This window comes from Roseibium sp., from assembly GCF_965276855.1.
Classification (GTDB): Bacteria; Pseudomonadota; Alphaproteobacteria; order Rhizobiales; family Stappiaceae; genus Roseibium.
In genome coordinates this window covers 705416-727007 of the sequence record NZ_OZ255700.1, presented here as the reverse complement: position 1 = coordinate 727007, position 21592 = coordinate 705416, and the positions used below count along the sequence as shown (strand labels likewise).

General features: G+C 57.9%; 19 protein-coding genes. 13 read left to right on the top strand and 6 right to left on the bottom strand.

Translation table 11 applies throughout. The features are described from left to right. Positions 1 to 9 precede the first annotated feature (9 nt). The 5 genes from ACQY4Z_RS03240 (at position 10) to ACQY4Z_RS03220 (ending at position 6089) form a co-directional block, all read left to right on the top strand. Positions 10 to 720: a GntR family transcriptional regulator gene (locus tag ACQY4Z_RS03240; RefSeq protein ID WP_428526630.1), complete on the top strand. Its 711-nt coding sequence runs from the start codon at positions 10 to 12 to the stop codon at positions 718 to 720. A 38-nt stretch (positions 721 to 758) separates the two neighbouring features. After that, positions 759 to 1883 (top strand): Gfo/Idh/MocA family protein, encoded by a 1125-nt coding sequence (locus ACQY4Z_RS03235; RefSeq protein ID WP_428526628.1) that lies wholly within the window; start codon positions 759 to 761, stop codon positions 1881 to 1883. A 287-nt stretch (positions 1884 to 2170) separates the two neighbouring features. Continuing rightward, a complete protein-coding gene (locus ACQY4Z_RS03230; protein WP_428526626.1) occupies positions 2171 to 4849 on the top strand; it encodes an SH3 domain-containing protein in 2679 nt (892 codons plus the stop codon). A gap of 511 nt (positions 4850 to 5360) precedes the next feature. Next, a complete protein-coding gene (locus tag ACQY4Z_RS03225; RefSeq protein ID WP_428526624.1) occupies positions 5361 to 5624 on the top strand; it encodes a hypothetical protein in 264 nt (87 codons plus the stop codon). 3 nt (positions 5625 to 5627) lie between these two features. Beyond that, positions 5628 to 6089 carry an imm11 family protein gene (locus ACQY4Z_RS03220; protein ID WP_428529697.1) on the top strand — a complete coding sequence of 154 codons (462 nt, stop codon included), beginning with the start codon at positions 5628 to 5630 and terminating at the stop codon, positions 6087 to 6089. Between the two features lie 874 nt (positions 6090 to 6963). Here ACQY4Z_RS03220 and ACQY4Z_RS03215 read toward each other — a convergent pair. Continuing rightward, complete coding sequence (locus ACQY4Z_RS03215) at positions 6964 to 7425, bottom strand: Lrp/AsnC family transcriptional regulator (protein WP_428526622.1); 462 nt, start codon at positions 7423 to 7425, stop codon at positions 6964 to 6966. 104 nt (positions 7426 to 7529) lie between these two features. Between ACQY4Z_RS03215 and ACQY4Z_RS03210 the strand changes: the two genes are divergently transcribed. After that, positions 7530 to 9011 (top strand): aminotransferase class V-fold PLP-dependent enzyme, encoded by a 1482-nt coding sequence (locus ACQY4Z_RS03210; protein WP_428526620.1) that lies wholly within the window; start codon positions 7530 to 7532, stop codon positions 9009 to 9011. Positions 9012 to 9026: 15 nt separating this feature from the next. Next, entirely contained in the window at positions 9027 to 9815 is a 789-nt protein-coding gene (locus ACQY4Z_RS03205; RefSeq protein ID WP_428526618.1) for a class II glutamine amidotransferase, read from the top strand. On the opposite strand, the gene ACQY4Z_RS03200 is transcribed toward ACQY4Z_RS03205, so the two are convergent. Next, entirely contained in the window at positions 9805 to 10185 is a 381-nt protein-coding gene (locus ACQY4Z_RS03200) for an STAS/SEC14 domain-containing protein (protein ID WP_428526616.1), read from the bottom strand. The two genes, ACQY4Z_RS03205 and ACQY4Z_RS03200, sit on opposite strands and share 11 nt — an antisense overlap. A gap of 281 nt (positions 10186 to 10466) precedes the next feature. Between ACQY4Z_RS03200 and ACQY4Z_RS03195 the strand changes: the two genes are divergently transcribed. Further along, positions 10467 to 11486 (top strand): hypothetical protein, encoded by a 1020-nt coding sequence (locus tag ACQY4Z_RS03195; RefSeq protein WP_428526614.1) that lies wholly within the window; start codon positions 10467 to 10469, stop codon positions 11484 to 11486. Between the two features lie 61 nt (positions 11487 to 11547). Here the strand turns inward: ACQY4Z_RS03195 and ACQY4Z_RS03190 are convergent, their stop codons facing one another. The 3 genes from ACQY4Z_RS03190 to ACQY4Z_RS03180 all read right to left on the bottom strand — a co-directional run bounded on the left by ACQY4Z_RS03190 (position 11548) and on the right by ACQY4Z_RS03180 (position 13991). Continuing rightward, the gene (locus ACQY4Z_RS03190) at positions 11548 to 12171 is read right to left on the bottom strand and encodes an HD domain-containing protein (RefSeq protein ID WP_428526612.1); all 624 of its coding nucleotides are present in this window, start codon (positions 12169 to 12171) and stop codon (positions 11548 to 11550) included. 49 nt (positions 12172 to 12220) lie between these two features. Then, positions 12221 to 12838 carry a helix-turn-helix domain-containing protein gene (locus ACQY4Z_RS03185; RefSeq protein ID WP_428526610.1) on the bottom strand — a complete coding sequence of 206 codons (618 nt, stop codon included), beginning with the start codon at positions 12836 to 12838 and terminating at the stop codon, positions 12221 to 12223. Between the two features lie 526 nt (positions 12839 to 13364). Beyond that, complete coding sequence (locus tag ACQY4Z_RS03180; protein WP_428526608.1) at positions 13365 to 13991, bottom strand: DapH/DapD/GlmU-related protein; 627 nt, start codon at positions 13989 to 13991, stop codon at positions 13365 to 13367. Between the two features lie 386 nt (positions 13992 to 14377). Here ACQY4Z_RS03180 and phnC point away from each other — a divergent pair, with 386 nt between their 5' ends. The 5 genes from phnC (at position 14378) to ACQY4Z_RS03155 (ending at position 19867) form a co-directional block, all read left to right on the top strand. Continuing rightward, positions 14378 to 15211, top strand: a complete 834-nt coding sequence (gene phnC / locus ACQY4Z_RS03175) for a phosphonate ABC transporter ATP-binding protein (RefSeq protein WP_209173395.1) — start codon at positions 14378 to 14380, stop codon at positions 15209 to 15211. Between the two features lie 55 nt (positions 15212 to 15266). Further along, positions 15267 to 16184, top strand: coding sequence for a phosphonate ABC transporter substrate-binding protein (gene phnD / locus ACQY4Z_RS03170; protein ID WP_428526605.1), 918 nt, complete (start codon positions 15267 to 15269; stop codon positions 16182 to 16184). A 72-nt stretch (positions 16185 to 16256) separates the two neighbouring features. After that, entirely contained in the window at positions 16257 to 17105 is an 849-nt protein-coding gene (phnE, locus tag ACQY4Z_RS03165; protein WP_428526603.1) for a phosphonate ABC transporter, permease protein PhnE, read from the top strand. A 15-nt stretch (positions 17106 to 17120) separates the two neighbouring features. Continuing rightward, positions 17121 to 18455, top strand: a complete 1335-nt coding sequence (phnE, locus tag ACQY4Z_RS03160; protein ID WP_428526601.1) for a phosphonate ABC transporter, permease protein PhnE — start codon at positions 17121 to 17123, stop codon at positions 18453 to 18455. Between the two features lie 212 nt (positions 18456 to 18667). Next, positions 18668 to 19867, top strand: coding sequence for a lytic murein transglycosylase (locus ACQY4Z_RS03155; RefSeq protein ID WP_428526599.1), 1200 nt, complete (start codon positions 18668 to 18670; stop codon positions 19865 to 19867). Positions 19868 to 19884: 17 nt separating this feature from the next. Here ACQY4Z_RS03155 and ACQY4Z_RS03150 read toward each other — a convergent pair whose 3' ends face one another. Continuing rightward, complete coding sequence (locus ACQY4Z_RS03150; RefSeq protein ID WP_428526597.1) at positions 19885 to 21426, bottom strand: diguanylate cyclase domain-containing protein; 1542 nt, start codon at positions 21424 to 21426, stop codon at positions 19885 to 19887. Positions 21427 to 21592 lie beyond the last annotated feature (166 nt).

The following is a 21592-nucleotide window of genomic DNA, read 5'->3' as shown; positions in this document are numbered from 1 at the left end:
CGCACCGCAATGCCAACCGCCTCGCAGACCTCAAATGCCTTGCCTCTTTATGTCCAGATAAGTGAGCTTCTCATTCGGGATATCGCGGCTGGCCGCCTTCTTGACGGAGAGCGTTTGCCGCCGGAACGGGACATGGCGGAAGAGCTTGGGATCTCGATCGGTACGCTGCGAAAAGCGCTGGCTGATCTTACGGAAAAAGGCCTGCTGGAACGGATCCAGGGCTCGGGAAACTACATACGTCAGGGCGGAACAAACGAAAGCGTTTACGCCATGTTCCGTCTGGAGCTCCTGTCCGGTGGTGGACTACCAAAGGCGGACATTCTTGAGGTCGACCGTGTATCCAAACCGGAAGATCTTCCGGAGTTCGGCACGAGCGGTGAGGGCACGCGCATCCGCCGTCTACGCTACCTCAACGAAACAATCATCGCGGTTGAGGAAATCTGGCTGGATGGGGATTGCGGTTTTGTCCGCAAAGACCAGCTTTCAGATTCGCTTTACCGTTTCTATCAAAAGCAGCTTGGCTTTTGGATCGTTCGCGCTGAAGACAGGGTGACGATCAAGGCCGTGCCGGACTGGGCGCCAGAGGTCTTTACCAAAGCGCCCGGCACTCTCACAGGATACATCGAACGGTTCAGCTGGGCGGACAAGCCCGAGCCGGTCGAGTTTTCGCGCACCTGGTTCGATACCGACAGGGCGCATTACGTTCAAAGACTGAAATAGGCGGGCGCGAAACGATCCGCCGACTTAAGGAGAGCCAAATGCCTGCGAAGGTAAAATACGGTGTCATCGGCTGTGGCATGATGGGTCAGGAGCACTTGCGCAACATCGCGCTGCTGCCGGACACCGAAGTGGTGGTTATTTTCGAGCCGGATGTCGGTATGGCGGAGCAAGCCGCCAGGTTTGCGCCGCATGCCAAGCTCGTCGATTCCGTCGACGCTGTTTTGAGTGTTGATGAGCTGGATTGCATCCTGATCGCAAGTCCCAACCATTGCCATGTGCCGCAGATGGAAGAAATCCGCCAAAAACGGCCACTGCCGCTGCTGGTTGAAAAGCCGCTGTTTACCGACCCGAAAGACATTGCAGCGCTCGAGGCCTTCAAGGCATCGTATCCAGCCCCGGTCTGGGTCGCGATGGAATACCGGTACATGCCGCCGATCGCAGCCCTGATCGAACAGGCAGAAACGGCGACGGGCGGCATCAAGATGCTGACCATCCGCGAGCATCGCTTTCCGTTTTTGGACAAGGTCGGATCCTGGAACCGGTTCAACCGCTATTCCGGCGGGACATTTGTCGAAAAATGCTGTCACTTTTTCGATCTGATGCGGCTGATCATCATGAGCGAACCGGTCCGTGTCATGGCCTCAGCGGGGCAGGACGCCAACCACAAAGAAGAGCTCTATGACGGCGAAACGCCGGACATCCTCGACAACGGGTATGTGATCGTTGATTTCGAAAACGGCGCCCGCGCAATGCTGGAACTGTGCATGTTCGCAGAAGGCTCCCGTTACCAGGAGGAAGTGTCTGCGGTCGGGCCGGCTGGCAAGATCGAGGCCTTGGTCCCGGGGCCGGGCCGGTTTTGGCCAAGAGATTTGGGCGAGCCGCCTGTTCCCCAACTGATCGTGTCGCCCCGCAATCCAAAAGGCCCGCGCCAGATCGACATTCCTGTTGATCCGACCATCCTGGACGCCGGCGACCACAACGGCTCGACCTTCTATCAGCACCAGCATTTTGTCGCTGTCGTTCGCGGCGAAAAGACCGACGTGGAAGTCTCTTTGGAAGATGGACGCAAAGCCGTCGAGATGGGGCTTGCCGCCCAGCAGTCCGCGCGCACCGGTCAGGCCGTTGCTGTCATCGGCCGGGCTGTATCTTCCATGGCGTGCTGAAGTCGGCTGGCTGAATGCCATGGTCTTCCCACGCGAAGGACCTCATTCCGCCTGAAATTGTGTTTGTTCGGTCCCGGCCTTGAGCCGGGACCATTTGATTTTAGGCCCCGGCTCAAGGCCGGGGCGGCTACTACCAAAACATCTAAAAAAAGCGCGCCGGTACTTTTTGATAAAGAATTTCAAAGATCACGGCTGACCCTGCTGTGAAAATGCCATAACGTTCGGGCTAAGGTATTGAGAACCCGCCGGAAGAAGCTGGGCCGTCCGATATTTTGGGAGGTTTTGCTGTGCGTAAAGTTGTTTCCGTCGCCCTGTCATCTGCCTTGGTGCTGCAAACCGTTCTTTTGAATGGCGCTCTGGCAGCACCGGCTGTCACCACGGCGAATGTGAATTTCCGTCAGGGGCCCGGGACCGGGTTCGGCTCGCTCGGCACCGTGCCGAACGGCACCCCCGTCGAACTTCAGGATTGCGACGACACCGGCGCTTGGTGCTCGGTGACCTACAACGGCCAGAACGGTTTCGTCAGTGGCAATTACCTGCAGCTTACTGAAGCTGAGGATACGACCGGCTGGCCGCGCACCTACGATACGGATGCGGGCGCGACACTTGTCCTCTATCAGCCTCAGGTCACCGAATGGACGGACTTCAAGGCCTTGGATGCCCTGATCGCCGCGGAATACATCAAGGACAAGGATGCGGCCCCCGTGTTTGGCGTGATCGGCGTGAGCGGCAAAACCGCGCCCGATCCGCAAGCCGGCTTGATTGATGTCTCAGACATTCAGGTGACCCGCCTTGATTTTTCCGCGCTCGACCGGACGGCGCTGTCGGATCTGTCTCTTCAAGTGGGCAAGATCCTGCCGACGGGCGTCGTGACGGTGAAGGAAGACCGCATTACCGCAAACCTGGCGGAATACAAGCGGATGGAGGATGTGGATGGCCTCAACGCCGAGGCTCCGCCGCTGTTCATCTCCTATGAGCCGGCAATCTTGGTGCAAACGGAAGGCGAACCCATCCTTGCCCCGGTCAAGGGCGATCAGGGCCTGAGCTTTGTGGTCAACACCAACTGGGACATCCTAAAGCCGGATGAAGGCTCGGACTATTATCTCCGGGATGAAAAATCCTGGCTCAAATCATCAGAGTTGACTGGCACCTGGGAAGCGGTGATGGACTTGCCGGGCCCGATCACCAATTTGCCGGACGACGACAACTGGAAAGAAACCCGGGAGGCGATCCCGCCACAAGCCTTTCCGGACAATAAAGCACCCAATGTCATATATTCCGACAAACCGGCTGAAATGATCGTCTTCGAGGGTGAGCCGAAACTGGAACCGGTACCAGGGGGCGATCTGGAATGGGCCTCTAACACCGACCACGATGTCTTTTTCCTGAAAACCACATCGACCTGGTACATCCTCTTGTCGGGGCGCTGGTTCAAGTCGGCGTCTCTCGACGGTCCGTGGGCGTTCACCACGCCTGACATGCCGTCGGACTTCCTGAACATCCCCGAAGATGCACCTTACTATTCGGTCCGGTCGTCCATTCCCGGCACCTCTGAAGCCTCACAGGCCCGACTGAAGGCCAGCATTCCAACGACGGCGCGCGTTGAGCTGGGGTCGGTCAGCGCGGATGTCGCCTATGCAGGCGATCCGGAGTTCACGCAGATCGAGGGCACCTCGATGTCCTATGCGGTGAACACCAACGATCAGGTCATTCAGGTCGGCGCAAAATACTACGTGCTTCAGGATGGCGTCTGGTTTGTCGGTGACAGTCCGCAAGGACCGTTTGTCGTGGCGCAAGCCGTGCCGGAAGAGATCTACACCATTCCGCCATCCTCGCCGGTCTACAACGTCACCTATGTGCGTGTCTATGAGACTGAACCCAATGCCGTCTGGTACGGCTACACAATGGGGTATGTAACCGGGTTTCTGGCATGGGGCGTCTTTGTCTACGGCACGGGCTGGTACTACCGCCCGTGGTACCGGCCGGGCATCCGGCCAATCTACTTCCCGCGGCCGGTGACCTACGGGATCGGTGCCTACTACAATCCCCTTCGCGGCACCTATGGCCGGTATGGCTATGCCTATGGCCCGCGCCGGGGCATTGCAGGCGGGGGCATCTACAATCCGCGCACGGGTGGCTATATCCGCGGCGGAGCGATCAGCGGCCCGCGCGGCAGTGCGGGTTTCATCTCCGCGTATAATCCCCGCACGGGCAATCGCGTCGTCGCAGGTGGTGCTCGCGGCATCTACGGCTCCTGGGGTGGGGCTGTCGTCTCCGGCCCGCAGTGGTCGCGCAACCGTGAAGTCAGGGCATCGGCAGCAAACCGGTGGCAGCAACAGGGTGGCCCTGGCCGTGCGGCAACACTGAACCGGCGGGGCGGGGACGTCTTTGCGGGCCGCGACGGCAGTGTTTATCGCCGCGACGGACAGAACTGGCAGAAGTTTGAAGGCGGGCGCTGGAACGGCGTCGACGCCCCTTCGCGCGACGCTCTTCAAAACCGGGCGCGCGATCTCGGGGCAGGGGCCGCGATTGGAGCTAGTGCCGGAGCCGCGCTTGCCAACCGGCCGGCCGGGGATCGGATCCAGAACAGGCCAAACGCCGGACAACGTCCGAATGCGGGCCAAAGACCCAATGCCGGGCAAAGACCGAACGCGGGCCAACGTCCGAACAATGGCCAGAGGCCCAATGCCGGCCAAAGGCCAGGCAATCAAAGACCAAATGTGCAGCGGCCAGCCAACCGGCCGGAGACACGCCCGGCTCAACGGCCCGCCCAACGCCCCGCCACCCGGCCAGCACAGCGGCCGCAGGCACCGGCACATCTCAACCGGGACCGTGCGGCGCGCGAGGCCGGCAACCGTCAGGTCAACCGCCAGCGCAACGTGCAACGGTCCCGGCCGCAACAGGCCCGCCCGCAACGCGGCGGCGGTGGCCGCGCCGCCCGCGGAGGCGGCGGCCGCCGGCGGTAAAAGGTCACGCATTCTTGTTGCGGAAGACGGAGTGCCGATCACTGGTGCCGTCCCGGACGTGATCCGGGACCCTATAGGTCTTGTGAGAGGCGGTCCCGGCTCGGAGGCCGGGACGGCTGAGCACGGAAACACGCCCCTTCACCGCAATTCTCACTCCTTTGAGAGTGCTGGGTCAACAAACATGAGCCGAAATGCCTGCCAATAGGCGCCAAGTGGCTTCTCCCGCGAGGCGGTGGCGGCGTGTGTGCCGGGTGAGGGGAGTGCAGAGCAGAATTGAAGACCAAAACCCTGGGAACCGGTGCCGCCACCGTTGCCCGGTCCATCTGGGCGATGAGCGATGGGTTGGAAACTGTTTACACTTTCAACTTAAAGAATGGATCTTCCGAACCTGCACTTTGTGTGAGGGCAGGCAGATGTTCCCATCCTATGAGACAAGCGTCTTGAATTTACCCCTTCCTAAACATGGCAACCGATCCAAGCGCCCGACCTTCGGTAAGCGTGGGAGGAGCTGATGGCTTATTTTTTGGAGATCGTTCATCAGTCTTGGTCCACGCCGCATTTCGACTGGGATGAAATTGGAGACGAGTACAGAAAATTCGGGAGCATTGCTTTTGGTCTAAGCGAGGGGTTTTGGATAGACCCGAGGGCAGTTCCGAAATCAGGACATCAGACGACCACAAAAAAAATCCCGGATGTCTTTCCGATGCCCGGCTGCAACGCTGTCAATCAGCGGTTCAAGGATCTGGTTGAAGAGTTCGAGCCAGGGGTGCATTAGTTCATACCCATTGATCTGCGGAATAAGGCCGGGGAGCCGCTGACTGAAAACCACTATGTTTTCAACTGCATGGTTTCGGTCGATACGGTTCTCGTAAATCAAAGCGGCGTTCAGTGGGAAATTGATGAGCCCTCAGGCCAGCCGTTCACTCGGATAAAATCCTTTAAGCACGACATGGTCTTAAGCCGTCCAGCGATCGGCGATCGCCATCTCTGGCAAGGTCTCTATCTGCAGCCAGTCAGTTCAGGCGGCGTCTTCTGTTCGGATGCGTTTCAAAAAGAGCTGAAGAAACGCAAGATCCGGTTTCTCGATCAAACACAGTGCGGCGAAATGGACTCGAATTGGGAGCCGGAAGACAACATCCAGCCGATCCTCGATTGGGAGGCCGCGCACGGCCTTCACGAAGGTCACCGGTCCTGGAAACGGGCAAAGGTCCTCAAGGAACGCGGGAAACTGGAACTTTAGAGCAGCCCCGGCAAACTCAACAGCTCAGACTGTCACCCCGGCCAAGCGGAGCGCCGAGCCGGGGCCCACTCGCGGTACCGCTTGCGGATGACGTCGCTGCGTACGGCACGTGCTCTGGAAACGAGTGAGCCCCGGGTCTTTACTGCGTTCGCCCGGGGTGACCGTTTGGATTGGTCGGCGGGTTTCCCACGCTCCGTCATGCCCGGCTTGATCGGGCATCCATACCGTTTTGTCTCCATCTGATCAGTGGTGCTTGGGCAGGGTCAAGGAGTGGTTTCCCCCCGGAACAAGGTCCGGGGCAGGCTCTTCAAGCCGGCTATTGATGGAAGTTATTGAGCATCTGTGCCCTGGTTGTCACCCCGGCCAAGCGGAGCGCCGAACCGGGGCCTACTCGCGGTGCCACTTGCGAATGGCGTCGTTGGTTCCGGCACATGCTCTGGAAACGAGTAGGCCCCGGGTCTTCACTGCGTTCGCCCGGGGTGACCGTTTGGATTGGTCGGCGGGTTTCCCACGCTCCGTCATGTCCGGCTTGATCGGGCATCCAGATCGTCTTGATCCCACCTGAGCAGTGGTGCTTGGGGCAGAGTCAAGGAGTGGTTGCCCCCGGAACAAGGTCCGGGGCAGGCTCTTCAAGCCGGTTGGTGATGGAAGTTATTGGGCATCTGTGCCCTGGTTGTCACCCCGGCCAAGTGAAACGCCGAGCCGGGGCCTACGCGCGGTGCCGCTTGCGAATGGCGTCGTTGGTTCCGGCACATGCTCTGGAAACGAGTAGGCCCCGGGTCTTCACTGCGTTCGCCCGGGGTGACGCTTGAGGGCGACCGTCTACCCAAGGCATCAAACCGCCTTTCTCTGAAGTGCTATCGATAGAATCCTGTCAAATCGGCAGGTCGCGGGCGTCGGCGATGGCTTCCATGGTCATGTAGGAGGTAACCGTGTCGAGATCGACCTTGTCGATCAGCCGCTGGTAGACCTGATCGAAGGCGTTCATGTCTTCGGCGACCACTTTCAACATGTAGTCGTAATCCCCGGCAAGCCGGTAGAAATCGATCACGTTCGGGATCCGTGTGACCTCGCTGCGGAAAGTCTCCAACCACTCCTTGGAATGGTGGCGCGTGCGGATCATGACAAAGACCGTGAGATTCAGGCCGAGCTGCGCCGGATCAAGGCGAATCGTGTGCCCTTCGATCAATCCGCTCTCATAAAGGGCTTTCAGCCGCCGCCAGCAGGCGTTTTGCGACAATCCCACTTCCTCGGCCAGCTCCCGCTGCGACAAGCGGGCATCCCGTTGCAGGGCTCTCAGAAGCGCGCGGTCAATTTGATCGAATTTTTTCACCATGAACGATCATATGACACAAAATAAGGAATTCTGCAATAAAAATAAGTGCGGATTTCTGAATATGATTGGTCGTATGATCCGTTCAAAGACATTTGGAGCAGAACATGACCCAATCTCAACACCTCGCGTCTTCCGGAACTGCGCTCGAGACCTTTAAAAGTGCTTTGAAAGGCCCGGATCTGATCGAACGGCTCCGCGCTGGGCTGATCGGAGACGGCATGGTGATTGAGGGACCGTTTGGCCCGAAAAAGATGATCTATGCCGATTATGTCGCCTCCGGACGGGCCCTTCGGCAGGTCGAGGACTTCGTCATGGAAGAGGTGCTTCCGGTCTACGCCAACAGCCACACCGAAGCCTCTTATTGCGGGATGACCATGACCCGGATGCGGGAGGCGGCGCGGTCCGAGATTGCCCGCATCTGCCGGGCTTTCGACAGCTACGCCACAGTCTTTTGCGGGTCAGGTGCGACGGCAGGACTCAACCGGCTGGTTCACCTGCTAGGTGTCTCCGGGGCCGCGGAACGGGGCGAAAACCCGCTGGTCATCTTGGGTCCTTACGAGCACCATTCCGATATTCTGCCGTGGCGGGAAAGCGGTGCCGAAGTGATCGAGATCAACGAGGCTGCCGACGGTGGTCCGGACCTAGCCGAGTTGGACGCGGTTCTCGCCGAAAAAGCAGCTGGCCGTTTGACCGTCGGCGCGTTTTCGCTGATGTCCAATGTCACCGGCATTGTGACCGATGATGTGGCAGTTACGCGGATTCTGAAACGCCATGGTGCCTTGAGCGTCTGGGACTGTGCCGGATCGGGGCCTTATCTGCCGATCGACATGAAGCCGGGCACTGACGCAGAAAAAGACGCGGTTGTCGTTTCTCCGCACAAGTTCATTGGCGGTCCGGCCGCGTCCGGCGTCATGATCGTGCGCAAGCAAGCGGTCTGTATCAAAACTCCGGTGTTTCCGGGCGGCGGAACCGTTCGCTTCGTTTCCCCGTGGGGGCACGACTACTCCGAAAACATTGCCGCCCGTGAGGAAGCCGGGACACCGAATGTCATTGGCGACATCCGCGCCGCGCTGGCGTTTCTGGTGAAGGAAGCCATCGGTCAGGCCGAAATGGATGCCCGCAACGAAGCCTGGCGCGCCCGGGCCCTGGCAGCCTGGCAGAAAAACCCGGCCATCGAGATCCTCGGCAATCTGGAGGCAAGCCACACCATGCCGATCTTCTCTTTCCGGGTGAAGGATCTGGAGCGCGGTGGGTATATCCATCAGCAGCTGGTCACACGGATGCTGTCGGATGTTTATGGGGTTCAGGCGCGCGGCGGGTGTGCTTGTGCTGGGCCGTATGCCCACCGGTTGCTCGGCATCGACCGGTCGGAATCCGACGCCCTGCGCGATGGCATTCTTTCCGGTGAAGAACTGAAGAAACCTGGCTGGACCCGGCTCAATTTTTCCGTTCTTCTGGATGAAGTGAAAGCTGATCAGATCATCCAGGCCGTCGACCAGCTGGCGCGTAAGCCGTACCCTGTCGCCGACAGCTATGCGTGCGATGAAACGACCGCAAGGTTCAAGGCCGCACAAAAAGCTGCATAAGGATTACGAGCGATCATGTGCCGATGGGCTGCCTGGAGCGGGGCTCCGAAATATCTGGAAGAGGTTATCTGCGATCCGGAGCATTCGCTGATCGATCAGAGCCGCAATGCAACGTCCTGCAAAACGGCGGTGAACGCCGACGGGTTTGGTGTAGCCTGGTATGGCGACAAGGAAACGGCGTGTCTTTACAAGGATGTGCGCCCGGCCTGGTCGGACCCGAACCTGTTGCAGATCGCAAAGCACATCCGGTCGGGGCACTTTCTGGCCCATGTTCGCGCGTCGACTGGTACGGCAACGACACGGGACAATTGTCATCCGTTTACCTTCGACCGCTGGACGTTCATGCACAACGGTCAGATCGGCGGCTATGACAAGGTCCGCCGGCGGCTCGACAACATGATCCCGGATGATCTTTACCGCGACCGTATGGGCGGCACTGACAGCGAGAGCCTCTTTTTGATTGCGCTCGCCTATGGGCTCAAACATCACCCGCGCGCGGCCATGGCCCGCGCGGTTCATGAAGCCGAAGCGCTGTCCAAATACTCGGGCTGCACGCCGCACATGCGCTTTGCCTCTGCCTGGTCGGATGGAGAGACGCTTTATGCGGCCCGGTACGCATCAGACAGCTATCCGCCGACCCTCTATTACCGCGAGTTCAACGACGGCGTCATGGTGGTCTCCGAGCCACTGGACGAGGCGCGGAACTGCTGGATGGAAGTGCCGCACGGGCACATGATTACGGTCTCCGGCGGCAAGGTCGAGCAATGTGCTTTCCTGAGCGACGAAGAGCTGCTCACGGCGTAGGCATCGTTTCCTCGATCCAGTCCCAGGCGGCGTCGAGTTCGGCAGTTGAAAAGTGTTTCTCTTTGATGCCGGCGAGGTTTGCAAAGGTGGCGTCAATGTCCACCAGCGCCGAAATAAACTTGCTGTCCGTTACGACAGCAACCCGCGCGATCTTGTCCATATGGGTCATAAGCCACTTGATGTCGGACGCCACTGCTTTCAGCGAGACACCGACATGGTCGCCGAGAACCACCAGAAAACTGGCCTTGCCATAGGTTGAGACCTGCTCATCTGCCTTGGCAATCAGCTCTTTTTCTTCCTCTAACGTTAGCGTGCCAAAGACTTTTACGCCGAGAACGGCTCCGTCGCTGCGTGGCAAAATCTCGTACATTCCAGACCTCCCGAATGGTTTGTAAGCACCTGCAAGTCTATTTGACGATCGCTGGACCCGCGTTCAAGGCGGTCCGGGTTTGTGCTTATGGTTTGGGTTGAATGCTATCGCCATTGGATTGGTTAACGCTGTCTAACAATCTGGCGACAACTCGAGTGAAGCTGCTAATTCGCCTTTAAAATGCGCCCGTTAAACTGTCAGTCATGAAAAAGCGCGGCTGCCGAAAGGTGGTCGCGTTTGTTGTGATCCGTTGAAAACAATAAGAGACGTGGAGACGTTCAATGGCGCTGGCTGACTGGAATGGGTTTTACGACCCGGACGCAGCGAACCTGGACAACACAGCGGCAAGTGCTGCGAGCAATGCAGCCGCACGCATGGATTCAAGCCGCAGCTGTTACTTTTATGTGCCGTCAACGAGCTCAGACGAGGATGAACACCGCCTCGGAGCCGTTTTGCGTCTTGGCGAATATGCCGACATCGAAGAACAGGCGTTTCAAGCCGATGATCTCGACGAGTGGTATCCGCAACAGCACATAACTGACGAAGGCAGCAATGCGGATGCCTACAAGAATGCATCCGGTGGTGGTGACGGGATCCTGCTGGCCTGTGATGGCCGGATCCTGGTGAAGGCTGAGGAGAAGATGTATGTGGAAACCGCTGATTTCAGACAGCAAGTCAACGGTGATTATACGCTCAATGTCGATGGCGCTGCATCGGTAACGAGCTCCGGAAAACTGGAAATGACCTCGTCTGCGGACGTGGTTTCCATTTCCAGCGGAGCGGGCAAGGACATCACTTTGTCTGCCGGCGATGGGTCTGGTGTTATTCAGACCAGCGCCAAGGAGGAAACCAAAACGATTGCCGGTGACACGTACGAATATAATTCCGGCAACACCAAGAGTTTCACCGAAGGCAACAGCATCGACATGACCTTCGGCGGATCGCTCGCGATTTTCGGCGGCGGTGACCTGAGCATCGGGATGGGAGCCACAACCGAAATCAATGCCACCATCGCGGTGGGGGTAGCCGCCGTCACAGTCGATGTCGTCGGCGTCGCGGCCGAAGTGACAGGTAGTGAAATTGATCTGAAAGAAATGGCGGTCAAGCTGAAAACGCTTGTGGTCAGCAACGAGACCATGGCCGCAAAGATCAAGCAGATGGTGGCGGAAATCGCCCAGCTGAAGGCGGAAAGCACCACCGTCAGCGCCGCTCAGACGACGGTGGCGGCCAAGTCCGAAACCGTTAAAGCCAAGTCTGGCGGAGTGACAGCTGATACGACCGGGCTGGTCGTCAATATTTGACCGCAATCGGTGCATATCTGCCATGACTGGACAAGAGATAAGGATCTGATACCTACGCCGTCTAAGCTTTTTGGGCGCTTTGACGGTCTCTTATGAGCTCTTTCGTTCGCACGTCGATCCCTTCGCGGATCTGGCGGGTTAGGGGAAAGACGTCAGTCCGGTCTCGTCCATAATTCAAATTGAACGCATGGAAATCGGCATCGGCACCCGGCATGAGCTGGTGCTGCAACATGGTTTCCAGCTTGTCGAATGCTTTGGCAAGTTGCGCTTCCGGTGTCACGGCATCGGCGTATTCGTCCCAAAGCGCCATGAAATCATCGGCCACGTCATCGGGCAGATCGGCACACAGCGCTTGAAAGTCCCGTCTTTCGCGCTCCTGCCGGTTGTCACCGTCCGATTGGTGCGGGGCCGGAACATCACCAGAGATTGCTTCGCCAAGATCATGAAGAACACACAACTTGAGCAGCTTTTTGATATCGACACCAATGATGTCTTTCTCAAAGAGCAGAACCATCAAACACAGCCGCCAGCTGTGCTCCGCAGTACTCTCCGCTCGTCCGCTCCGGCTGGTGCCGGATCGCAAAGTGTCCTTGAGCTGTTCGGCTGCCTGAAAAAAGGCAAGAAGACCGGTCAGCCGGCCATGGTCAATAAAGGGGGCGTGGTTGCCGTCGGTTTCGCTGTTCATGGGCGGAAGTTTACTCCGGCCAACACCGCTTGACGACACGCTGAATATTTTATGCAAGCCGGGCAGGGTCGTCCCGCACAAGCCGGGCAAAACGGCCGTCGGACAGGGCGAGCCGCGTGATCCTGATCCGGCTTTCCGGGATCGTCATCTCCGGAAAATCAGCGCGCTCTGTTGAAAAGACGATATCCGGTGCATGAGATTCGAACCAGCCTTTGGCGCCAAGGCCCTGTTCGGCGGCCTGGATCCCCTCCGACGCATAAGGCCAAAGCGGACGGTCCATCAGCTCGGTCACGCCCGCATGCCAGTCCCGCGCACGGGCAGGGGAGACGGCCAGAAGCCGGTGGCTGAGATCGCACACCAGATGAACTGGCGCGCTGTTCCTGCTGACAAGCTCCATCAAGGCCCGGTCCGCTGCACTGTCCGGCCGGGCAAGCAGAAGCCGCTCAATCCTGGCACGGTCAAGTCCGTCGGGTTCTGAAGCACCGCTCTCCCACCGCGAGATTTTGGATTGGGACACTCCGAGCTCATCGGCCAGTGCCTGCTGTTTGACGCGATTGAGCACCCGCCAGCGGCGAAGGGACGGGCCGAGGTTTCGCGGATTTGGGATGATGTCCAAGCTCATATTGAGATGACTGTAGCAGAAACCAGAAAGGGTGTCGGCTTTCACCAACACCCCCCTGTTCAGGTCAAGGTTATCGGACCCGGAAACCTGCCGAAGCGGGATCGATAGTCCGTCTTGATCTCAACTCGACATCAGATCTCCGAAGACATCTGGTGCCTGCCGACCCCTCGTCCCCGAAGAGATTTGAAGCCTGCACCGATATTGCAGATAACCCGCTGCTCACCGGAGAGCCGGGGCGCTGGCTGCGGAGCGCTCCGCATCAAGCGCAAACTGGGTGCCTCACAGCCGGTCCGCGAGAGCCGCAAGCGACCCCTTGGGACTGTGCCCAGACAGCGATAACAAAAACCGTATGCTTTGGTTGGCGGTCCGAAACAGGTCTCTGCCGTGCTGTTGATTGGAGTTCACCACAGGAATGTGCTGCTGTCGAATCGCCCCTGTTAACCATTGTGACTTGTGGGGAAAGTCATCTCTTTCGTCTGAAAGTCGCAGAAATGCAGGCCTGGTAGTGAGTTGAGTTCCCTCACTGAAATCAAATGCAAGTTAAGAAATGATTTTCCGGCAAAATAATAGGTCAGCGATACTTCTCTATGAATCCATCGATCGGCAGGTTGCGAAAATCGGGCAAGCGATCCTTCAGCTGATCATGGCTCCAGTCCCACCAGGCGATCGCCATCAGAGCTTCTTCCTGGGTTTCCGTAAACCGGCGTTTGATTGGTTTCGCCGGAACACCGCCGACAATCGTATAGGGCGGGACGTCTTTCGACACGACCGCGCCTGCGGCAACGATTGCGCCGGTCCCGATTGTGACCCCGGCCAGAACCGTCACATTATGACCGATCCAGACATCGTGCCCGATTGTGACCCAATCGTCCGTGCGCCATTGAAAGAACTCCTGGTCATCATCACCCAGCCCATAGGCGGCCGCCCGGTAGGTAAAGTGATGTTGTGACGCGCGCCAAGTGGCGTGATTGCCGGGATTGAGACGCACCCGGCGGGCAATCGAGCAAAACTTGCCAATCGTTGACCAGACCACATCCCCCTCCTGAACGATGTAGGAGTAATCGTCCATCTGGCTTTCGCGCATTTCGGTCAGCGCGCCGACTTCTGTCCACTTTCCGAGCTCACAGTTTTGAACGACCGCGTCTGGGTGAATATTGGGGGCTTCGGTCAGGCCGGGTTTTTGGTGCGGTGCGGACATTGCGTGTTCCATTGTTTTGTGACAGGCGCAGATGGATAGCTTTGGTCACATCATGAAGCGTGACGTTTTGATGACGTATCCATGAACTCTTTCTCTTTTCCTCAGTTTCGGCCGGTTTGAAGCACCCTGACTAATATTTCAGCGCGGAAACACGCTTCTCGGGCTTTGTTCTTCTCTTGCAACCGTGATTTGCCGCGTAATGCAGAACCCTCTGAGGAAGCAGGAAAATAAAGTCTTGTCCGGGCGCTGTATGTGTTCCGGCAGGTCCTTGTCATTGAAATGTCATCGTTTCTTCAAGGGACTGATAAATAGCTGTCATCGCGTTGTTACGCTCGAATGGCTCTTGTCGCGCAGCAAATACGAACAAACACGGACAGGGCTGCCGCGTGATTCAATTTCAGGACGTCACCAAGACCTTTGGGTCCCGGACTGCGGTGAACAAGGTATCTTTCAACATCGACAAACCGCAGATGGTCGGCATTATCGGCCGCTCCGGTGCAGGCAAATCGACCTTGCTGCGCATGATCAACCGGCTGACGCCGGCGACCTCCGGTCAGATCCTCTTCAATGACCGCGATATTCTGAGCCTCAAGGGCGGCATGATGCGTCGCTGGCAGCGCGACTGCGCCATGGTGTTCCAGCAGTTCAATCTTGTGCCCCGCTTGGATGTGGTGACCAACGTGATGCTCGGCCGTCTGAATGGCCACGGCACGCTCAAGAGCCTCTTTAATATCTTCGACCAAGACGACGTGAAAACCGCACTTGCTGCGCTGGACCGGCTTGGCATTGCTCAGGAAGCACCCAAACGGGCCGAAGAGCTTTCCGGCGGTCAGCAGCAGCGCGTGGCAATTGCACGAGCGCTCATGCAGGATCCGCATATGATCCTGGCCGACGAGCCGATCGCTTCGCTTGATCCAATGAATGCCAAGATCGTCATGGATGCGCTTCGGGAAATCCACGAACGCGACAACAAGATCGTCATCTGCAATCTGCACACGCTCGACACCGCACGCACGTACTGCGACCGCGTGATCGGCATGCGCGACGGCTTCATTGTCTTCGACGGGGCGCCAGACGCCCTGACCACAGATGTGGCGCGCGAGATTTATGGCGCCGATGAAAGCTTCAACGAAGCGGCAACATCAACCGCCATCGATGCTGGTAAATCCGGCTCTCAAGAATCCGCCGGTGTGATGACCCCGGCGGCAGCAGCGGGCTGACCGTCTGCTCCCAAATCATCGTCATCAATTGTGAACCCTCGGGGGAGTGTCCCAAATGAAACTGGTTTCCAAAGTTGCTGCGCTGGCTGCAGTCAGCATGATCGCTCTGAACGCAACCGCTGCCGTTGCTGAAGAAATCTCCGAATTCCGCATCGGCATTCTCGGCGGCGAAAACGCTTCCGACCGTCTGCGTGCTTACACCTGCCTTGAAGAAAAGACTGCTGACCTGCTCGGCGTTCCGGTCAAGCTTTTCGCACCGGCAGACTACAACGGCGTGATCGAAGGCCTGCTCGGCGGCAACCTCGACATGGCTTGGCTCGGCGCGTCCGGCTACGCCAAAGTCTACCTGACCGATCCGGAAGCGGTTGACCCGGTTCTGGTTAAAGTCAACGTTGATGGCGGCTACGGCTACTACTCCATCGGTTTTGCCCGCAACGATGCCGAAATCAACTCTCTGGAAGATATGAAGGGTAAGGTCTTCGGCTTTGGTGACCCGAACTCCACATCCGGTTACCTGATCCCGTCCATCGCCATCCCGCAGGAAGGCTACTCCATGGAGCCGGGCGACTACTTCGGCGACGTTAAGTTTACCGGTGGTCACGAGCAGACCATCGTTGCTGTTTCCAACGGCGACATCGACGCTGGCGTAACCTGGGCCGACGGTCTTGGTGAATGGGAAGACGGCTACAACTCCGGCGCTCTGCGTAAAGCGTCCGATGCCGGCCTGGTCGACATGACCGAACTGCGTGAAATCTGGCGTTCGCCGGTGATCCCGGAAGGTCCGATCGTTCTTTCCAAGAAGCTTCCGGAAGACGTCAAAATCAAAATGACCGCTCTGATGGCGTCCCTGAATTCTCTGGACCCTGAGTGCGCATACGGCGTTGCTGCTGGTGAGACCAAAGGTTTCATGCCGATCACTCACGAAGCTTACGTCAACATCGTTGAAGCTCGTAAGGCAAAGAGCAAGAACTAAGCGTTCTTGAATAGCGCGCGGGCCGGTTTCCGGCCCGCGTTTTTTATGCGTGACGTTTAAAGGACATTGAAGATGGCCGTCGCTGCAATGGAAGAGGAAATCCTCTCCTTACGCAAACGCCGTCAGCTTTATTCGCTGATCGGACTTTTGTTGGTCGTTGCCGTTATGGTTTCGGGATATTCGAAATCCAACGACATGAACTCCGGCGGTTTTCTGCAGGGCCTGAGCAAGTTTTTCGATTATCCAAGCGAGATCGTGCTTGAAGCCTGGGAAGCCGGGCCGGCGTTCTTCGGTCTGATCATCCAATATCTCCCAGCCATGCTGGAAACCTTGAACATTGCGGCCGTTGCGACGCTTCTGGGGGCTGCCATGGCCGTCGTGCTCGCCATGGCCTCCACGCGCAACGTCGACAGCTGGGGTCCCTTGATCCCGGTGGTGCGCCGCATGATGGATATCATGCGCGCCTTTCCGGAACTGATCATCGCGTTGTTCCTGATCTTTGTTCTCGGCTCCAGCCCGGTTCCTGCCATGATCGCCGTCGCGTTTCACACCGCCGGTGCGCTGGGCAAACTGTTCTCCGAAGTCAACGAGAACATCGACCGCAAGCCGATCGAAGGCTTGTCTGCCTGCGGGGCCAACTGGCTGCAGCGCATCCGGTATGCAGTGATGCCGCAAGTGGCGCCGAACTACCTGAGCTACTTCCTGCTGCGTCTTGAGATCAACGTGCGGGCTTCCGCGATTCTTGGCTTCGTCGGCGCCGGTGGGATCGGCCAGGAGCTGCGGCGCACCATCGGATGGGGGCAGGGCGCAGGCGATGAAACCGCCGCGATCTTCGTGCTCCTCTTCGTCACCATCATGATTATCGACCAGGCTTCGTCATATCTGCGCGGCAAACTGGTCGGCGCCGGCAGAGCGCACTAAGAGGGATCAGCGAACATGTCCACCGATACCCTCGAACAGCTTGTCACGCCGCAAGATGTCTGGTCGAAAGTGCGTCGCCGCGCGTGGCTGACGATCCTCGTCCCGCTTGGAATTCTTGCCTATCTCACCTACACATGGTTCGCCTTTGGCGTGCCGGATCTCCTTGCAAAGGCCCAGCCGGAGCGAGCCGTTATTCTGGCAACGGATTCAGTTGCCTATAAAGTTCATGTCACCAAGTTGCTTCGCCGCGACATTCTCGAGGTCGCAATCGAAGGTGAGCGCCGCGCGACCTACGATGAAGCGGATCTGCCGGACTGGGTCGAAGTCGACGGCAAGGATGCGTTTGTCGACCTTGGTGAAGGGTATCTTGTCGAGATCATCGGCAACCGGATGTCGTTTACGGTCCCGGGCTACGGAACCATCATCGGTCAGGCAACCAGCGATGGTGTCGATATCGAATTGCCTGAAGGCGATGTTCCGGAGTGGCTTCTTACCAATCCGAAGAAACTCGACGCCCGTCCGACCCTTGACCGCCGGGTCCAGGTCACCCGGACAAAGATCGAGGTGCACAACTACTTCGGTGGTTGGGAAAACTTCTGGTTCCCGTTCGACTCGGAGTTTTACGGCAAGTCGTTCAGCCAGCTTTATGCGCTTGCTTTGAGCGCGGATCGGCTAAACCCGGACTACTCAAATCTCTGGTACATGGTTCAGGACTTCCTGGAGAACCCGGACTGGCAGCACGGTGAGATTTTCGTAGCGCTGTTTGAAACGATCATGATGGCGGTGCTTGGAACGATCACTGCAGCCTTGTTCGGCCTCCCGCTGGCGTTCCTCGCGGCCCGGAACTTCACACCCTCGATGTTCCTGCGCTTCGGGGTCCGCCGTCTGTTCGACTTCCTGCGCGGCATCGACATGCTGATCTGGTCGCTGATCTTCATCCGCGCCTTTGGTCTTGGACCGTTGACCGGTGCGCTGGCGATCGCCTTCACGGATACGGGAACGCTCGGCAAGCTCTTCTCCGAAGCTTTGGAAAACATTGACAACAAACAGGTCGAAGGCGTGCGTGCCACCGGCGCAAATCAGATCCAGCGGTACCGGTTCGGCGTTATTCCGCAGATCCTGCCGGTGTTTGTTTCCCAAGTGCTCTACTTCCTGGAATCGAACACCCGTTCGGCGACGGTTATCGGCGCGCTTGGGGCTGGCGGTATCGGCTTGATGCTGGTGGAAACCATGAAAACCTCCCGCGACTGGGAGAACACCAGCTACATCATCATTCTGACCATTGTTGTCGTGATCTTGATGGATCAGACCTCCAGCTGGCTGCGCCGTAAGCTGATCGAAGGTAAATAATGCATCGCAGCAGTCCCGGCCTTGAGCCGGGACCTACAGGGTAGAAAACAAGTCCCGGCTCCAAGCCGGGATTTTTGGTTTAACGGCCTCGAAAGGGCGCCTGTTCGTCTGAATTCCTTTGATAACGACCAAGTTCATCTTCCTGCCGCATTTCGGTCGCGGTCCCGTGGCAGCGTTTCCGCAAGGTGATTCAAAAGCTAGCGGGACTGGGTATGCGGCGAAGATCTTCAGGTGTTTTCTCTTCGGTCATGATGTTGGCGGTTTTGGGGGCGGCCACCCTTTCAACGCCTGCCTTGGCCATTGAAAGCTGCGTTGCATCGCTGAAACAGCAAGCGATTTCGGCAGGCGTCCGACCGGAAGTTGCCCAGAAGATGCTATCAGGCGCGAAATACGACGAGAAAGTCATCCGCTTTTCAACGGCTCAGCCGGAGTTCAAGACCGAAATCTGGGACTATATGGCGTTTCTCGTCGACCCGCAGCGGATTCAGGATGGAAAGGCCAACCTGAAAAAGCATGCGCGGACACTGGATGCTGTCGAAAAACGTTACGGCGTCGACAAGCACATCGTTTTGGCGGTCTGGGGAATTGAGAGCGATTACGGCAATTTCCGCGGGGATTTTTATACGCCGCACGCCCTTGCCAATCTGGTGTGTGCCGGCAAACGCCGACAGAAGTATTTTCGCGGCGAGCTCATGAAAACGCTTCAGATTGCCTCGCGCGGCGATGTTCGGATGGACGACTTCCAAGGTTCATGGGCCGGCGCCTTCGGACAAACCCAGTTCATGCCGACAACGTTTGCCAGTCTTGCGGTCGATTTTGACGGAGACGGGCGCAAGGACCTTGTGAACTCTGTTCCGGATGCCTTGGCATCGACCGCGAACTTCCTGAAAAATGCCGGATGGCGCAACAGCCGTTTGTGGGGTTTCGAGGTGAAGGTGCCCAAGGGCTATTCCGGCCCGTCCGGCCGCAAGAACTATGCCTCCATGAGCACCTGGACCAAACGCGGTCTTAGAAATCTCGACGGCAGCACCTTTAAAAGCAAGGCCGACACGGCGTTGATCCGGCCGGCAGGCGCGAACGGCCCGGCATTCCTCGTGACGCGCAATTTCAAGGCGCTCAGATCTTACAACGCGTCGACGTCTTATGGTCTTGCAATCGCGGTGCTGTCTGAGCTTGTTTCCGGCGGCGATCCGATCATGACGCCCTGGCCGACGGACAATCCCGGTCTTTCCAGAGCGCAGCGTTTGGAGCTGCAAAAGCTTTTGAACAGGAACGGCTTCAATGTTGGTGAGCCCGACGGCAAAGTTGGCCCGATGACGCGGAAGGGCATCCGGGCTGCGGAAGCGAAATACGGCATGCCCGTCACCGGGCGTCCCTCTTGGAACGTCTATTACGCACTCGGTGGGCGGTAAAAGAAATCAGGCTGACCTTATGAGCCGGTTTTTGCGGGAAGCGGTTCCATGAACGCCTGATTGCGGCCAGAGCGTTTGGCGGCATACATCGCCTCGTCCGCTGCCTGAAGGAGGCTGCGTTCCAGATTTGGCCGGATCCTGGCAACGGAAATCCCGATACTCGCACCGACCGCCCCTTGATCGCCAGGCAAATCTATCGGCTGATTGATACACTCAAGAATGTCATGGGCAAGCTTTGAAAGCTCGTCCTGATCCGTTCTCACTGTTGAGGCCACCAGAAACTCGTCGCCGCCCATGCGCACCAGGAGTTCCTGGTCAAGCAGGAGCGTTCTCAAGCGCTCACTGATGACCTTGATCACTTCATCGCCTGTTGCGTGACCAAACCGGTCATTGATGGATTTGAAGCCGTCAAGGTCGATGAGAAGGGCCGCAATTTCTTTAGCGCCGTTATCGGACTGTTCCGCCCGGCCGAAATACTGGGTCATCATGCGCCGGTTTCCGATGCCGGTCAGCGCATCGTGTAGGGCGTTGTGTTCAATGCGCCGGTTCAGCATCTGCAGCGTCTCATTGGCCTGGACCAATTCTGTATTCAGCCGGACGCTTTGATCGCGAAGCTCGCGTTCGTATTCCGCACTGCGGCGGGCGAGCTGGTACTCCAGTTGGCTGCGCAGTTCATAGCTTTGCCGGTGTGCTTCAACCTTGAACTGTGTCGCTTGCATCTCGGCATAGACTTTGAGATGTGCGAGTGCCTGCTGGAATGTGCCCATCGCTTCGTGGGTCTGGGAGAGGTGCAGGTGAAAGTTCCGGATCCAGAGGTGATAATCGAACACGGTAGCTTCTGTAAGGCCCTGTTCGAAGACCTTCAGCGCGTCCGCCGGACAGTTTTCTTTCAGGTAGCTTGAACCGATTGCAAAATGCAGCTGGCAAGTGACCCGCGGATCATCGCTGAATACAGCTGCTGTCAGCCCTTTTTCAGCTTCTTCGCGGGCCTTTTCATAGTCTCCGCTGGCAACAAGCGCGCCGGCATAAACTTCTTCGGCATAGGGCAGCATGATCGCGTTCTGCCGCGACCGGTTCTGTTCGACACTTTGCCGGCCTGCATCGAGCGCAGCATCAATGTTTCCGGCAAGGCAATTGACGCGGCAAAGATTATGCAACACGCGCCCGGGCTCGAAATAAAGACCGGCATCCTCTGCGATCTGCAAGGCGTCTCGAAGATGCGTTAGGGCCTCGTCATAGTTTTCCGAGTATTGGCGCAAGGTTGCCAGGATGGTCAGCACCTCAATACCGGCACCGCTCTCCGCATGCGGGCCAAGCGTTTCAAAACCGTCCTTCAGGAATTCGTCTGCGAGCTTGTGATCACCGAGGCTGTAGGCGCAAACGGCCTTGACCACGAGAAGTTCTGCCCAACCTTCCGGATCGGACTGTTTTGACATGGACTGGAAGGCGACATCCGCCAGCTCACCGGCGGGTTTGAAGTTGCCGCGCCAACGTTCCAGCCAGGATAGATTGAAGGCCAGCGGCCGTCCATCCAAGGCCGGCACTGTCCGAGCATCCATGGCTTTTTCCAAAAGTGCCCTGCAAAGTGCCGGGTTTCTCCAGCGCAGCGCCCATGTCCTGGCTTGCAAGCTTGTCAGGTTGAATCTCCGAATAGTTTCACAACCTATGGATATAATTATCACTGGTACAAATGATGTATGGGTTAACGAAACACGGTTTTCTACG

Bases quoted from the DNA above. Each gene is read 5' to 3' on its own strand.
- ACQY4Z_RS03240 (WP_428526630.1), top strand. From the start codon at position 10: ATGCCAACCGCCTCGCAGACCTCAAATGCCTTGCCTCTTTATGTCCAG.
- ACQY4Z_RS03235 (WP_428526628.1), top strand. From the start codon at position 759: ATGCCTGCGAAGGTAAAATACGGTGTCATCGGCTGTGGCATGATGGGT.
- ACQY4Z_RS03225 (WP_428526624.1), top strand. From the start codon at position 5,361: ATGGCTTATTTTTTGGAGATCGTTCATCAGTCTTGGTCCACGCCGCAT.
- ACQY4Z_RS03215 (WP_428526622.1), bottom strand. From the start codon at position 7,425: ATGGTGAAAAAATTCGATCAAATTGACCGCGCGCTTCTGAGAGCCCTG.
- ACQY4Z_RS03210 (WP_428526620.1), top strand. From the start codon at position 7,530: ATGACCCAATCTCAACACCTCGCGTCTTCCGGAACTGCGCTCGAGACC.
- ACQY4Z_RS03205 (WP_428526618.1), top strand. From the start codon at position 9,027: ATGTGCCGATGGGCTGCCTGGAGCGGGGCTCCGAAATATCTGGAAGAG.
- ACQY4Z_RS03200 (WP_428526616.1), bottom strand. From the start codon at position 10,185: ATGTACGAGATTTTGCCACGCAGCGACGGAGCCGTTCTCGGCGTAAAA.
- ACQY4Z_RS03195 (WP_428526614.1), top strand. From the start codon at position 10,467: ATGGCGCTGGCTGACTGGAATGGGTTTTACGACCCGGACGCAGCGAAC.
- ACQY4Z_RS03190 (WP_428526612.1), bottom strand. From the start codon at position 12,171: ATGAACAGCGAAACCGACGGCAACCACGCCCCCTTTATTGACCATGGC.
- ACQY4Z_RS03180 (WP_428526608.1), bottom strand. From the start codon at position 13,991: ATGTCCGCACCGCACCAAAAACCCGGCCTGACCGAAGCCCCCAATATT.
- phnD (WP_428526605.1), top strand. From the start codon at position 15,267: ATGAAACTGGTTTCCAAAGTTGCTGCGCTGGCTGCAGTCAGCATGATC.
- phnE (WP_428526603.1), top strand. From the start codon at position 16,257: ATGGCCGTCGCTGCAATGGAAGAGGAAATCCTCTCCTTACGCAAACGC.
- phnE (WP_428526601.1), top strand. From the start codon at position 17,121: ATGTCCACCGATACCCTCGAACAGCTTGTCACGCCGCAAGATGTCTGG.
- ACQY4Z_RS03155 (WP_428526599.1), top strand. From the start codon at position 18,668: ATGCGGCGAAGATCTTCAGGTGTTTTCTCTTCGGTCATGATGTTGGCG.
- ACQY4Z_RS03150 (WP_428526597.1), bottom strand. From the start codon at position 21,426: ATGGATGCTCGGACAGTGCCGGCCTTGGATGGACGGCCGCTGGCCTTC.